General features: G+C 72.3%; 10 protein-coding genes. 7 read left to right on the plus strand and 3 right to left on the minus strand.

The features are described from left to right. The first annotated feature begins 268 nt into the window (after positions 1 to 268). Genes ACFWZ5_RS32585 through ACFWZ5_RS32600 form a run of 4 tightly spaced genes read left to right on the plus strand, consistent with a single transcriptional unit; the run spans position 269 to position 6,906 of the window. Complete coding sequence (locus ACFWZ5_RS32585; RefSeq protein ID WP_384795011.1) at positions 269 to 1,123, plus strand: glycosyltransferase family 2 protein; 855 nt, start codon at positions 269 to 271, stop codon at positions 1,121 to 1,123. Continuing rightward, positions 1,120 to 2,121: a glycosyltransferase family 2 protein gene (locus ACFWZ5_RS32590; RefSeq protein ID WP_384795013.1), complete on the plus strand. Its 1,002-nt coding sequence runs from the start codon at positions 1,120 to 1,122 to the stop codon at positions 2,119 to 2,121. Before ACFWZ5_RS32585 ends, ACFWZ5_RS32590 begins: the two co-directional genes overlap by 4 nt. Continuing rightward, positions 2,118 to 2,918 (plus strand): polysaccharide deacetylase family protein, encoded by an 801-nt coding sequence (locus ACFWZ5_RS32595; protein WP_384795015.1) that lies wholly within the window; start codon positions 2,118 to 2,120, stop codon positions 2,916 to 2,918. Before ACFWZ5_RS32590 ends, ACFWZ5_RS32595 begins: the two co-directional genes overlap by 4 nt. After that, positions 2,911 to 6,906, plus strand: a complete 3,996-nt coding sequence (locus ACFWZ5_RS32600) for a lipopolysaccharide biosynthesis protein (protein WP_384795017.1) — start codon at positions 2,911 to 2,913, stop codon at positions 6,904 to 6,906. Before ACFWZ5_RS32595 ends, ACFWZ5_RS32600 begins: the two co-directional genes overlap by 8 nt. Before the next feature lie 26 nt (positions 6,907 to 6,932). On the opposite strand, the gene ACFWZ5_RS32605 is transcribed toward ACFWZ5_RS32600, so the two are convergent. Next, positions 6,933 to 8,357 (minus strand): xylan 1,4-beta-xylosidase, encoded by a 1,425-nt coding sequence (locus ACFWZ5_RS32605; protein ID WP_384795019.1) that lies wholly within the window; start codon positions 8,355 to 8,357, stop codon positions 6,933 to 6,935. A gap of 154 nt (positions 8,358 to 8,511) precedes the next feature. Here ACFWZ5_RS32605 and ACFWZ5_RS32610 point away from each other — a divergent pair, with 154 nt between their 5' ends. Further along, positions 8,512 to 9,606 carry a DUF5925 domain-containing protein gene (locus tag ACFWZ5_RS32610; protein ID WP_384795021.1) on the plus strand — a complete coding sequence of 365 codons (1,095 nt, stop codon included), beginning with the start codon at positions 8,512 to 8,514 and terminating at the stop codon, positions 9,604 to 9,606. Positions 9,607 to 9,687: 81 nt separating this feature from the next. Here the strand turns inward: ACFWZ5_RS32610 and ACFWZ5_RS32615 are convergent, their stop codons facing one another. After that, positions 9,688 to 10,068 (minus strand): GntR family transcriptional regulator, encoded by a 381-nt coding sequence (locus tag ACFWZ5_RS32615; protein WP_384795023.1) that lies wholly within the window; start codon positions 10,066 to 10,068, stop codon positions 9,688 to 9,690. A gap of 85 nt (positions 10,069 to 10,153) precedes the next feature. Between ACFWZ5_RS32615 and ACFWZ5_RS32620 the strand changes: the two genes are divergently transcribed. Beyond that, the gene (locus ACFWZ5_RS32620) at positions 10,154 to 11,086 is read left to right on the plus strand and encodes a GNAT family N-acetyltransferase (protein WP_384795025.1); all 933 of its coding nucleotides are present in this window, start codon (positions 10,154 to 10,156) and stop codon (positions 11,084 to 11,086) included. Beyond that, entirely contained in the window at positions 11,067 to 11,555 is a 489-nt protein-coding gene (locus ACFWZ5_RS32625; protein ID WP_384795027.1) for a DUF402 domain-containing protein, read from the plus strand. Before ACFWZ5_RS32620 ends, ACFWZ5_RS32625 begins: the two co-directional genes overlap by 20 nt. A 37-nt stretch (positions 11,556 to 11,592) precedes the next feature. Here the strand turns inward: ACFWZ5_RS32625 and ACFWZ5_RS32630 are convergent. Further along, positions 11,593 to 12,564, minus strand: a 972-nt coding sequence (locus ACFWZ5_RS32630) for an NUDIX domain-containing protein (protein ID WP_384891635.1), incomplete at its 5' end; no start/stop codon positions are given.

Consider the following 12,564-nt stretch of genomic DNA (forward strand, 5'->3'; position numbering starts at 1 on the left):
TACATCCACCCGCAACGGTCCCATCGGCAGTCGGTCTGGGGGAGGGCTCAAGACCGCGATGGTTCCGGCGCGGGGCGCGGTAGGGGGGTGCCCGTGCCCGGTGCTCGAGGTTCTGCCGGGTCACGTGCCGCGTTGACATGCCAGCTCACCCGGCTTGCACGGAGTACCACTCCGGCATGGCCGCACGTGAGAACCCCCCCTTTCGAACCGGATCCACCACCGGACCGCCCGGGGGCGGGCGGTCCACGGGACGAGAGGGACAAGACTCATGAGTTCTGCTGTGCGCCCGTTCAATTCGGGCCAAGATCCTTTAATCGAACCGACCGGGGACGGCCTGCCCGCCATTCCCAGCCAGCAGCAATATCGACCGGTGTCGTCGCATCTTGCGATTGCGCCGCCGGTGAGTGTCGTGATTCCCGCGATGAATGAGGCGGAGAATCTTCCCTATGTGTTCAAGACACTGCCGGAGTGGATTCACGAAGTCGTCCTGGTGGATGGTAATTCCACCGATGACACGGTGGCCGTGGCCCGCGAGCTGTGGCCGGACGTCAAGGTGGTCCGGCAGCTGGGCAAGGGCAAGGGCGACGCGCTCATCACCGGGTTCGAGGCGTGCACGGGCGACATCATCGTGATGGTCGACGCGGACGGCTCGGCGGACGGCCACGAGATCGTCTCCTACGTCTCCGCACTGGTCTCCGGCGCCGACTTCGCCAAGGGCTCCCGCTTCGCCAACGGCGGTGGCACGGACGACATGACGCTCATCCGCAAGCTCGGCAACTTCGCCCTGTGCACGGCGGTGAACGCCAAGTTCGGCGCCCGGTACACGGACCTGTGCTACGGCTACAACGCCTTCTGGCGGCACTGCCTCGACAAGATCGAGCTCGACTGCACCGGCTTCGAGGTCGAGACGCTGATGAACATCCGCGTCGTCAAGGCGGGCCTGAAGGTCCAGGAGATCCCGAGCCACGAGTATCTGCGCATCCACGGCACGAGCAACCTCAGCGCCGTGCGCGACGGCCTGCGCGTGCTCAAGGTGATCCTCACCGAGCGCTCCAACCGGCGTACGCAGCGAAGGAGTTCACGCACCGTCTCCCTCCCCCGGCGTCAGGGAGAGGTTTCTTGATCACTATCTCGGTGGTCATCTGTGCGTACACCGAGGACCGCTGGGAGGACATCCTCGCGGCGGTCTCCTCGGTGCGGGCACAGTCCCTTGCGGCGCACGAAACGCTGCTCGTGGTGGACCACAACGCATCGCTCAAGGACCGCCTGACCAAGGAGTACAAGGAGACGGACGGAGTGCGGGTGCTCGCCAACGCGGGCCCCCGCGGCCTGTCCGCGGGCCGCAACACCGGCATCGCCGCCTCCAGCGGCGAGATCATCGCCTTCCTCGACGACGACGCGGTGGCCGAGCGCGACTGGCTGCGCCACTTCGCCGAGGGGTTCGACGACCCGCGGGTGTTCGCCGTCGGCGGCGCCACCCGGCCCGTGTGGGCCTCGCGCCGCCGGCCCGCCTGGTTCCCCGAGGAGTTCGACTGGGTCGTCGGGTGCATGTACCGCGGCCATCCGACAGGGCGGGTGCAGGTGCGCAACGTCCTGGGCGGCAACGCCTCGTTCCGGCGCACCGCCTTCGACGTCGCGGGCGGCTTCGCCACCGGCATCGGCCGCGACGGCGACAAGCTGCCGCTCGGCTGCGAGGAGACGGAGCTGTGCATCCGGCTCACCCGCGCGCGGCCCGACGCCGTGCTCCTCATCGACGACCGCGCGGTCATCCACCACCGGGTGCCCGCGGCCCGCGAGCGGTTCCGCTACCTGCGCACGCGCGCCTACGCCGAGGGCCTCTCCAAGGCCCTCGTGGCCAAGAGCGTGGGCGCGGGCAAGGGCCTGGAGTCCGAGCGCCGGTACACCACGCGGGTGCTGCCCGCCGGAGTCGGGCGCGGCCTGAAGGACGCGCTGCTCGGACGGCCCGGCGGGGCGGGGCGCGCGGGCGCCATCGTCGCGGGAGTGGCGGCGGCGGCCGGTGGGTACGTCATCGGGAGCGTACGGGCCCGCCGGGGAGGCGCGACGTTCTCCGTCGTGGCCGTGGCGGAGGACAGACCCGACGGCAAGGGAGGCCCCAGATGAACGGAGGCATCCCCATACTCATGTACCACTCGGTCGCGCCCCTGCCGAACGAGGCCACGCACCAACTGTCCGTGTCACCACAGGAGTTCGCCGAGCAGATGGAAGTGCTCCTGGCGCTCGGCTGCACACCGCTCACCACCGCGCAGCTGGCCTGGCACTGGCGCAACCCGGGACGGCCGCTGCCCACGCGGCCCGTCCTGATCACCTTCGACGACGGCTACGAGGGCGTGCACCAGCACGCGCTGCCCGTGCTCACCAAGCACGGCTTCGCCTCGACGCTGTTCGTCGCGACCGGCTGGCTGCGCGGCCCCTACGACACCGGGGGCGGCCTCGACACGATGCTCAGCTGGCGGCAGGTGCTCGACCTGGCCGCCGCGGGCACGGAGATCGGCGGCCACAGCCACACCCACCCGCAGCTGGACCAGCTGAGCGACGACGCGCTCTGGTTCGAGGTGTCGCGCTGCAAGGAGATCCTCGCCGAGGAACTCGGCTCCGCCCCCGTGTCGTTCGCCTACCCCTACGGCTACTCCAGCCGTAGGGTGCGGCGCGCGGTGCGCGGCGCCGGGTTCTGCCAGTCCCTCGCCGTGGGCAACGGCCTGGCACGAAGACACCAGGGCCCGTACGCGCTGAGACGGGTGACGGTGCGGCGCAGCACGGACCTCGACGAGTTCGAAAGACTCGTGGAGTGCCGCGGGATCGGCCGCACCTTCGCAAGAGATCGTGTGCTCACCAAGGGATACGCCATCGTTCGCCGATGCCGACAGGTACGCCGGAAGGCAGCTCGCGCCCGTGTCTGACACGACCACCGCACAGGCAGAGGTCACTGGAACCGACCGCACCACCGGACGCCGCCCCGCTTCCGGCAAACCCGGAAGGTCCCGGAGAATGCGTCTGCCCGGGGCGGGCGGGGGAACTCCGCTGTTCCGCAACGCCTACGCGCTCATGCTCAACACCGGCATCTCCGGCCTGCTCGGCCTCGGCTTCTGGCTGGCCGCCGCCCGGTACTACTCGGAGTCGGCGGTCGGCCAGGGTTCGGCGGCCATCGCGGCGATGAAGCTGCTCGCGGGCGTCACCGCCGTGACGCTCACGGGCGCCCTCGCCCGGTTCATACCGGTCGCGGGCCGCGCCACGGGCAAGCTCATCTTCCGTACGTACGCGGGCAGTTCGATCGTCGTCGGGCTGGTGGCGCTGGTCTTCCTGTTCACGCTCGACCTGTGGGGCCCGTCGTACCGCTTCCTGCACGGGCCGCTCGCCGGGGTCGGGTTCGTCGCGTCGGTCGTGGCGTGGTGCCTGCTCACCCTCCAGGACGGCGTGCTCACCGGGCTGCGCAGCGCGCTGTGGGTGCCGGTCGGCAACACGGTGTTCTCGGTGGTCAAGCTCGGCCTGCTCATCGTGATGGCGGCGGCGATCCCCACGGCCGGGGTGTTCGTGTCGTGGGTGGCCGCCATCGCCCTGTCGGTCGTGCCGCTCGGCTGGCTGGTGTTCCGACGGCTCGTACCGCGCCACATAGAGCTCACCGAGGGCAAGGCGAAGCCGCCGTCGCTGCGCGAGATAGGCCGCTTCCTCGCCGGTGACTACACCGGCTCCCTGTTCTCCCTCGCCGTGGTCTACCTGGTGCCGGTGATCGTCGCCGCACAGGTCAGCTCGGAGGACAACGCGTACTTCTACATCACGACCACGATCGCGGGCACCATGAACCTGCTCGCGATCAACATGGGCGCCTCGCTGACCGTCGAGGGCGCGCACGACCCGGCGCGGCTCGCGGCCAACACGCGGGCCGCGCTGCGCCGCATGCTGCGGATCATGCTGCCGGCGTGCGCGCTCCTCTTCCTCGCCGCGCCGTACGTCCTGCACGTGTTCGGGCAGGGCTACTCGGAGGCGGCGACGCCGCTGCTTCGCTGGTTCGCGGTGGGCGCGGCGCTGCGGGTCATCATGGAGACGTACTTCGCGGTCCTGCGCGCGCAGAGCCGCACCTCCGGACTCGCCCTCCTTCAGGGCCTGCTGTGCGTGCTCGTCCTCGGTCTGACGCTGGTGCTGCTGCCCCGGATGGGCCTGACGGGCGCGGGGGTCGCGGAGATCTCCAGCCTGGCGGTGATCGTGGCGATCGCGGCGCCCAAGCTGTACGCGATCACGCACGCGGCGCCGGCCACGGTGTCGACGGCGGCCGACCGCGCCGCCCCGGACGGGGACCTCGCGGACCTCGGCACCCCGGACGTCGCGCCGTCGGGGCGGCCCACCGCGCCGGCCGTACCCCTGACGAAGCGGCCCGAGCGCCGCCACGGCCCGGCGTGGGCGTTGCGCGAGTCCCTGGACTCGGACACGCTGCAACTGACCGTGCAGACCGACCTGGACCACCAGGAGCGCAGGCCGGACGTGCGTCCGGGGCCCGCGACTCCGGCGTTCGGGACGCCGGTGGCGGGGAGCGGGCGGGGGCCCGTGGGAGCGGGGAAGGGGCGCGAGGTGGACGGGCACCGGCCCACGTGGGCCGTCGGATCCCCGTTCCCGACGCCTGCCCGGGGGACGCCGACGGCGCCCGGGACCGGTGGGACTCAGGAGGCCGACGGAGCGAAAGGGACACGCGGGGCGATGGAGGCTTCCGAAGCGCCGGCCACCGAGGCCGCAGCGGCGAAACCACCTGCCCCGTCGGCGAGTTCACCCTCCGTGAGTCCACAGCCCGCGCACGCCGCCCCTCCCCCGGCCGCCCATGCCGCCGCCCCGGCCACACCGGCCACGGCGCCCGCCTCCCCTGCCCCGCCGGCGGCCCGCCGCCCCACACGCGACACCAAGCCCGCCGTCATCGCCCTCGCCCTGCTCCTGGCCCTCGGCCTGTACTGGGTGCCCGCGCTCGGCCTGAGCGAGCGCGACCTCGACGACATGGGCGGGCTCGGCCTCATCACCGTCCTGCCGCTGCCCACGCTGCTCGGCGCGGTGCTCCTCGCGGGCGTGTTCGCCACGCTCCTGTCGCTGGAGCGGCCGCAGAAGCACCTGCTCCTGCTCACGCTGCTCGCCACCGTCGTGTCGCTGCACGCGCTGCCCGCCGTCATCGAGACCGAGCCGCGGTTCGCCACGGCCTGGCAGCACCTGGGCTTCCTGGAGTACATCGACCGCACCGGCGAGGCGGCGCCCGACCTGGACGCGCGCTGGAGCTGGCCCGGGTTCTTCGCCGCGGCCACGTTCGTCGCGAAGGCCTGCGGCGTCTCGGACATGACGGAGGTCATCCGCTGGTGGCCGCTCGCCATCCAGCTCCTGTACCTGGCGCCGATGTTCCTGCTCGTGCGGCACATGCGGGCGAGCTGGCGCGCCAAGTGGACGGGCCTGTGGATCTTCGTCCTGTGCGGCTGGGTCGGCCAGGACTACTTCTCGCCGCAGGGCTTCACGTTCCTGCTGTACATCGCGTTCGTGGCGATCCTCCTCGTATGGTTCCGCGCGCCCCGCGTCCTGTGGGGCAAGCGGCGGCCCGGCGAGGTGGAGGTGGAGCCGGCGAACCGCCGTCAGCAGGCGGTCCTGCTGCTCGTCCTCATGGGCCTGTTCGCGGCCTGTGTGCCCGCGCACCAGCTGACGCCGTTCGTGATGCTCGGCGTCGTCACCGTGCTCGTCCTGGTGCGCCGCTGCGAACTGCGCGGCCTGCCGCTGCTCTTCGGCGTCCTGGTCGTCGTCTGGCTCGGCTTCTTCGCGGAGCCGTACTGGTCGGGGCACTTCAACGAGCTCTTCGGCGGGGTCGGCGGCGTCGGCGGCAATGTGTCGTCGTCCGTGTCGGGCCGCATCGAGGGCGGCGACGAGACGCACAAGCTCGTCCTGTACACGCGGGTGGCGCTCGCCGGGACGGTCATGTCCCTGGCCTGCTGGGGCTGGCTGCGCCGCCGCCGGCTCAAGTACCGCGAGGTGTCCCTCGTCGTCCTGACCTTCGTGCCGTTCACGGGCTTCGGCATGCAGAGCTACGGCGGCGAGATGGCCCTGCGCGTCTTCATGTTCGCGCTGCCGGGCGCGGCCCTGCTCGCCGGGCTCGCTCTGTTCCCGCGCACCGGCGCCACCGCCAAGGAGCGGGAGCGCGACCGGCGGAGCCTCGCCCCCGTCGCCGCGCTGCTCGCCGGGCTCGTCATGATCGGCGGCTTCCTGGTGGTGCGCTGGGGCAACGAGCCGTTCGAGCGCGTCAGGACCGGCGAGGTCGCCGCGATGGAGTACGTGTACGCGCACGACGACCCGACGGTACGGCTGCTGTGGATGAGCAACGACACCGTCACCAACGTGACGCCCTCGATCCCCTGGGGCAAACAGGACCCGGAGAAGGTCGAGTACCTGCCGACGCTCGCGCCGCCCGACCCGGCCCTGGTGTCGGGCCTGGTCAAGGCGCTCAAGGACGCGGGCCCCAACTCGTACCTCATGGTCAACCGGGGCCAGACCGTCTACCTCCAGATGGACAGCGGCTACCCGCAGCACTGGGACACCCGCCTCATGCGGAACCTCGACCGGCGCCCGGACCTGAAGAAGGTCTACAGCAACCCCGACGCGACGCTGTACGCCCTGAGCGAGCGGCCCGCGGGCAAGGTCCCGGCGGCGGACCCCGGTCCGGCGGGCCCGAAGGTGACGTGGACGCCGTGGTCGGTGGTGGGCGGGCTCGCGGTCCTCGCGCTCGTGGTGCTGCTCGCCGTGCGTGAGGTGGTGCGGGTCGCCGCACCGCAGGGCGTGGCGCAGCAGCGCTGGCTGCAGAGCAGCTTCTGGTTCTCGCTGCCGCTGCTCGCGGTGTTCCTGGCGTCGCTGATCCAGCGGTTCCTGACGATGGCGTGACGCTCACGACGACGAGGTGAAGTGGCTCACCGCCGCAGCCACTTCACCTCGTACCCGGCCATGTCGAACCGCTTCCCGTCGACCTTCGCGCTGATCGTCCGGTCGACGGTGTTCACGACCAGGACGGTCCTGTCGTCGGCGAGGACACGGACGTTCGGTACGTCGTCGGCGGCGACGGACACCTCCTCGTACCGCGTGCCGGGCGGGAAGGCCTCGGAGAACCGGGCGAGGAGTCGCAGTATCGGCAGCTCGCGGCCGCCGTCCGGGAGCTGGGTCGCGCTCCACAGACAGCCCGCGCAGCTCTCCCCGCGCCGCTGCGGGTTCCAGTAGAAGCCGCTGGTGGCGCCGCCCTTGGCCATCGCCATCAGGCCGCTGGCGTGGACGGCGACGCGGCGGGGCTCGGCCCAGTCGTCGCGGTTGTCCTGGCTGTCGCCCGGCTCCACGTAGTACTCGGCCCACCACAGCGGCAGGCCGCCGGTGCGCCGGCGCACCCAGCTGCTGACGGCCGTCAGCTTGTCGGTGGCCTTGAACTCGTCGGGCAGCAGCTCGTCGTCCACGGTGTAGCTGGCGCCGTCGACGACGACGAAGTCGGCGCCCGCCTTGTGCTTGTTCCAGTAGTCGAGGACGTCGAGCGACTCCTGGTCCATGCGGCCCCAGGGGCCCTTCAGGTCCGACGAGACGTTCCCGGTCTGGCGGGGGTCGACGCTGTTCATGACGACATAGGGACCGCCGACCATGATGTCTTTGTCGACTTGTTTGAGCGCCTTGTAGACCAGGTTGTACAGCTTGGTGTAGCCCTCGTAGTCCCAGCGGCCCTCGGCGCTGTTCCAGAAGCCCTTGAGCTCGTTCCACACGATGAAGTGGCGTACGTCCGGGTAGCGCTTGGCGACGGTCGCGGCGAGCGCGGCGAAGTCGTCGAAGTGCTCGGGCTTCGGGGCGGTCTCCAGGGAGGCCTGGCTCCAGTCCGTGTTGTCGGAGCCGGACTCGCCGCCCTTCATCCAGTCCGGGGCGCAGCACAGCGTGACCACGGGCGTGCCGCGGGTGGCGCGGATGAAGTCGATGCGGCGGTCCATGGCCGAGAAGTCGTACCGGCCCTTGACGGGCTCGGGGTTGCCCGCGCCCCAGCCCATGATGTGCTGGATCTGCGGCAGCGGGCGGCGCTGGTCCTTGAGCAGTTTCCCGGCGCGGCCGACGGCCGCGTCCTCGCCCTCGTCGGCGCTGTACTGCGTATGTGTGAAGCCCCAGCCGACCTCCGAGCGCACCGGGCCCTGCGGGTCCGCGGGGGTGCCGTGCACCTTGTCGCCGTCCCGGGTGGTGCCCGCCGTGCTGCCGCGGTCCTTCTCGGGGAGCGTGATGACGGTCAGGACCAGGGCCAGGGCGGCCGCACCAACGCCGAGCAGAGCGGCGAACCGCCACCGCCTCGTATCCGAAGTCCACCCATGACGTCGCATCAACGGAAAGGGTATCCACGACGGTTTGCGGTAGGGCTCATTCCGTACGAGTGTCCGGGAACGGCCGAAACCTTTGGCCCAGTGGTGCGTCGTGCGCGTACGGACTGCGGAAACCAGGGTGCACGGGGGCACATTCGTGGCGGATCATGGCGGCATGTCTGCGAACCCTCAGGACGCCCTGCCGATCCGGCTCAACGTCGACGACAGCGACTCCCCCTCGGACGTCGTCGACGCGCTGTTCCTCGGCCGTTTCGCGACGGGCGAGCAGCCGTACTCGCACAGCGTCAACATCGATCGCGTCAAGTCCGGCGCGACGCTGCTCCCGCCCCGCGCGCGCGTGCTGCGGGCCGCCCGCGACGACGACCGCAGCGCGACGCTCGCCGAGGGCGAGGGCTGGACGGTGCTCGTCTCCCGCTGGAACCGCGGCGCCGACGTCACCGTCACGGCGACGTCCGCCGAGCTCGCCGAGTCGGTCCTGAAGCAGGCCACCGACGGCGCGCAGGACGACCCGGAGCCGCAGCCGGAGAACGTGACCATGGGGTTCTGGTACGTCTCGCCGCGGCGCGGCCCGTACCGCACGACGCGGCAGATCTCCGCGGGCACGTGGGAGGAGGTACGGGGCAACTACACCGCGCCGGTCGCCGACGCCATGGACAAGCTGATGAAGACGACGCCGGAGGACATCTCCGGGCGCCTGCTGCTCCTGCACGGCCCGCCCGGCACCGGCAAGACGTCCGCCCTGCGGACCCTCGCGCGGTCCTGGCGCGACTGGTGCCAGGTCGACTGCGTGCTCGACCCGGAGCGCCTGTTCACCGACGTCGGCTACCTCATGGACATCGCCATCGGCGAGGACGAGGGCGGCGCCAAGGGCCGCTGGCGGCTGCTGCTGCTCGAGGACTGCGACGAGCTGATCCGCGGCGAGGCCAAGCACACGGCGGGGCAGGCCCTTTCGCGCCTGCTCAACCTCACGGACGGGCTGCTCGGGCAGGGCCGCAACGTCCTCGTCGGTGTCACCACCAACGAGGACCTGGAGCGGCTGCATCCCGCCGTCGTGCGGCCCGGGCGGTGCCTCGCCCGGATCGAGGTGGGGCCGCTCACGCTCGCGGAGTCGGTGAACTGGCTGGGGACGAGCGAGGGGGTGTCGCGGGACGGGGCGACGCTGGCCGAGCTGTACGCGCTGCGCCGGGGTTCGGGACCGGCCTCCGTGCCCTCCGCGCGGGAGGGCGCCGACGCGGGTCTGTATCTGTAGCGGGCCTCAGGCGGTAGCGGGCCGGTGCCTGTGCCGGGGCCCGCGGTCATGGGGCCGACGACCTGGGCCCGCGGTGTCGGGTCAGGCGGAGCCGTAGGCCGCGCGGAGGGCGTCGTGGACGGCTGCCGTCGCCGCCTCCTGCGTGAGGCCGAGCCGGTGCACCCGCTCCGCGTAGGCCCGCGCCGCACCGGCGGCGCCCTTCGCCGCGGCGTCCCCGGCGGCGGCCACGAACGTGCCGTTCCGGCCCCGCGTCTCGATCACCCCGTCCTCCTCCAGGGCGCGGTACGCCTTCGCGACGGTGTTCGCGGCGAGCCCGAGGGACTCGGCGAGGCCGCGCACGGTGGGCAGTTTGTAGCCGACGGGGAGCGTCCCGCCGCGGGCCTGTTCGGCGATCTGCGCGCGCACCTGCTCGTACGGAGCCGTGCCGCCCGCGCCTTCCTCGATGACGATCTTCAGAGTCACGTGCCGATTGTCCCGCACGGACCGTCCCGTACGGGGAGGGAAAATCGGAGGCGCCGCGGCGGGTCCCGCACGTACCGTCCGCTCCATGACAGACGTCCTGGTCCGGGCCCTGCGCCCCGGCGACCGGGCGGACGCCGCCGCGTTCGCCGCGATCCGCCGCAGCTGCCTGCCCGCCATGCTCGCGACCGCCGACTCCGTGCTCTTCGACGCCGAGCACGCCCATCCGGACGCCCACTACCGCCAGTTGGTCGCGGAGGTCGACGGCGAGGTGGTCGGCACGGCGCAGACCGGCATCGCGTACGACAGCCCGGAGCCCGGCCAGGGCTTCGCCAACGTCTACGTGCATCCGGAGCGCCGCGGCCGCGGCGCGGGCTCGCTGCTCGTGCGCACCGCGGAGGAGCAGCTGGCCGCGCGGGGCGCGGACACCGTCTACGCGTGGGTCCTCGAAAGCCCTGCGAACCGGGCGTTCGCCGCGCGCCGCGGCTACCGGGCGAGCCGCTCGGCGCACTTCCTGCGCCTGGACCTGACGCGGGGCGACCTGCCGCCGCTCGCCGCGCCGCCGCCCGGAGTCGAGCTGCGCACCGCCGCCGACTTCGCCGCCGACCCGCGCCCGCTGTTCGCCCTGGACGCCGAGACGACGGCGGACGAGCCGGGCGACATCGGCGCGGAGCTTGAGGACTACGAGCAGTGGCTCGCCGACACCTGGCGCCACCCGCTCATGAACCACGCGTTGACGGTCGTCGCCGTGGTGGACGGCCGCCCCGCGGCGTTCAGCGCGGCCCGCACGGACGGCGCGGGGCGCTATCTGAGCGGGATGACGGGCACCGCGCGCGCGTATCGCGGGCGCGGTCTCGCCAAGCTCGCCAAGAACGCGTCCCTGCACCGGGCGCGCGCCGCCGGCTGCACGGAGGCGTTCACGGGCAACGACGGCGAGAACGCACCCATGCTCGCGATCAACAAGTGGTTCGGATACGAGATCTGTGACACGGAGGTACGCCATGTCCGCACCCTCGGCTGACGCCGGAGCCGACATCGAGGTGGTCCTGCGCAAGGCGGGCCGCACCAAGATCCGCTACCCGGCGCGCCTCGTGTCGGACGACGGCACCCGCGTCACGGTCAGCGCGCCGTGGGCGGGCGCGGGCGTGCGGGACTTCGGCTTCGTACGCTTCGAGCCGGGTGACGTCTTCGTGGAGCACTACTGGCGGGACCGCTGGTACGCGGTCAAGGAGGTGTACGCCGCGGACGGCGCCCTCAAGGGCTGGTACTGCGACGTCACCCGCCCCGCCGTCCGCGCCGGCCAGGTCCTTACCGTGGAGGACCTGGACCTCGACCTGTGGTGCTCGGCCGACGGGGCGACGGTGATCCGCCTGGACGAGGACGAGTTCGAGGCGAGCGGCCTCACGGAGTCCGACCCGCACGCGGCCCGGTCGGCCCGCGCGGCCCTGGACGACCTGGAGCGCCTGGCCAAGGAGGGCCGCCTCGGCTGAGGCGGTCCGCCTCGGCTGACGGGCGCCGCTGGTGGCGTCACGGCGACGCCACCAGCTCGACCTCGTACCCCATCCCGTCCTCCAGGTAGGCGGCGCAGTGCCCTTCGCCTCCGGCGTGCGGATACCGCTCCGCGAACAGCGGTGCCCAGCCGTGCGCCGGGGCGAGGCCCACCAGACGGTCGAGCTCGGCCCGGCCGCCCACGTGGAAGGCGAGGTGGTTCAGGCCGGGCGCGCACCGCTCGTGGCCGCCGGGCAGCAGGTCGGCCGACTGCTCCAGGACGACGTACAGGTCGCCCCTGCGCCAGCTCCGCCCCCGCGCCCAGACCTGGTCCCGCGCATAGCCCAGCTCGCCGAGCAGCCAGCCCCACGCCGCCTCCGCGCCCACCACGTCGGGCACCCAGAGCTCCACGTGGTGCAGCGCCCCGGCCCGCGAGGGGGCGAGCGCGACCGCCCGGTCGGGCCCCGTCGCCTCGTACGCCACCGCGTCCCCGTCCTCCTGCCAGTGCACCACGAAGTGCTCGCCCCTGCGCCAGGCCTCGATGCCCGCGCGGCAGTAGGCGACCATGTCGTCCGGCAGGGCGTCCGCGGGGTGCCAGGCCAGCTCGGCGCACTTGTGGGGCTCGGCGTTGCGCGGGGTGCCGCCCGCGCCGTTCGAAGCCGCGAAGAACCAGCCCGTGCGGGGTTCGCCGCCGGGGCCGCGGTGCTGCACGACGACCTCGGCGCGCAGGTCCTCGGGGGCGAGGTCGAGGCCGAGCTCCTCGTGGGCCTCCCGGATCATCGCGGCGCGGACGTCCTCGCCGTCCTCCACGTGTCCGGAGGGAAGGTTCAAAAGGCCGTCCCCGTACCCGGTGCCGGCGCGCCGGGCGAGCAGGACGTCGTCCCCTTTCCGCAGGATCAGCTGAACGTCGACCACCTCCTTGTGCCGAGCCATACCCGTCCCTTCCATGCCCTGTGTCCCTCGCGGGGCGCCCCAGACCCGCCCCTTCCCGAACTGGGGCTCCGCCCCAGA

This window comes from Streptomyces sp. NPDC059003 (genome assembly GCF_042740445.1).
Taxonomy (GTDB): domain Bacteria; phylum Actinomycetota; class Actinomycetes; order Streptomycetales; family Streptomycetaceae; genus Streptomyces.

Bases quoted from the DNA above. Each gene is read 5' to 3' on its own strand.
- ACFWZ5_RS32620 (WP_384795025.1), top strand. From the start codon at position 10,154: ATGACAGACGTCCTGGTCCGGGCCCTGCGCCCCGGCGACCGGGCGGAC.
- ACFWZ5_RS32625 (WP_384795027.1), top strand. From the start codon at position 11,067: ATGTCCGCACCCTCGGCTGACGCCGGAGCCGACATCGAGGTGGTCCTG.
- ACFWZ5_RS32595 (WP_384795015.1), top strand. From the start codon at position 2,118: ATGAACGGAGGCATCCCCATACTCATGTACCACTCGGTCGCGCCCCTG.
- ACFWZ5_RS32610 (WP_384795021.1), top strand. From the start codon at position 8,512: ATGTCTGCGAACCCTCAGGACGCCCTGCCGATCCGGCTCAACGTCGAC.
- ACFWZ5_RS32585 (WP_384795011.1), top strand. From the start codon at position 269: ATGAGTTCTGCTGTGCGCCCGTTCAATTCGGGCCAAGATCCTTTAATC.
- ACFWZ5_RS32605 (WP_384795019.1), bottom strand. From the start codon at position 8,357: ATGCGACGTCATGGGTGGACTTCGGATACGAGGCGGTGGCGGTTCGCC.